This is a genomic window from Maribellus luteus (assembly GCF_003576475.1).
Classification (GTDB): domain Bacteria; phylum Bacteroidota; class Bacteroidia; order Bacteroidales; family Prolixibacteraceae; genus Draconibacterium; species Draconibacterium luteum.
In genome coordinates, this window is sequence record NZ_QWGR01000115.1 from 1 (window position 1) to 662 (window position 662).

General features: G+C 64.4%; 1 protein-coding gene and 1 pseudogene. Both read left to right on the top strand.

What is annotated here, in order from left to right; all coding sequences use genetic code 11:
* Positions 1-403 (top strand): annotated as a pseudogene (locus D1614_RS28170) (hypothetical protein); the annotation flags it as partial.
* Between the two features lies 1 nt (position 404).
* Positions 405-662, top strand: a 258-nt coding sequence (locus tag D1614_RS28175) for a hypothetical protein (RefSeq protein ID WP_206610161.1), incomplete at its 3' end; no start/stop codon positions are given.

The window sequence follows — 662 nt, forward strand, 5'->3', positions numbered from 1 at the left end:
CGATGGCTCGATGGGCACCATCCACGCCAGCAGCCCGCGCGAATGCCTCTATCGGCTGGAGATGCTGGCCGGTTTTGCCGGCTTCCAGGGCAGTGAGGTGAGCCTGCGCCGCCAGATCACCAACGCCATCGATTTCATCGTGCAGATCGGGCGTTTGTCCAACGGAAAGCGCCGCATCCTGTCGATCACGGAAGTCACGGGGCTGGGGGACAACATCATCTCGACGCAGGAGCTGTACCGCTACGAGCCCTACATCGGCCCAGACGGCGAAGAGGTCGACCGCTGGACGGCGCTCGGCCTGCAGCCGCATTCGCCCAAGCTGGCCCGCATGCGTAACAGCGAAGGCGGTGGCATGGACGGCGGCATGACCGGATTCGGCGGCGGAGGCCGCTTCCATGTCTAGCATGACACTCTGGTTCGGTTGCCTGGCGCTGTTGCTGATGGGCGCATCGCTCATGCTGTGGGCAGAGGCCGTCCGTCGTCGCGAACGCGAGGCATCGCGCAGCTTCGTGCGCGCTCAGACCGAACAGATCAATGCGCGTTATCAACCGAATGTGGAGCCGGTGCCTGCAAGCGTGCCCGACTCGCTGCATCGCGCCTGGCAGGATGTACTGCGCCGCGCAGATATAGAGCCGAGCCGGCGCTTCTACGTGCTCCTTATT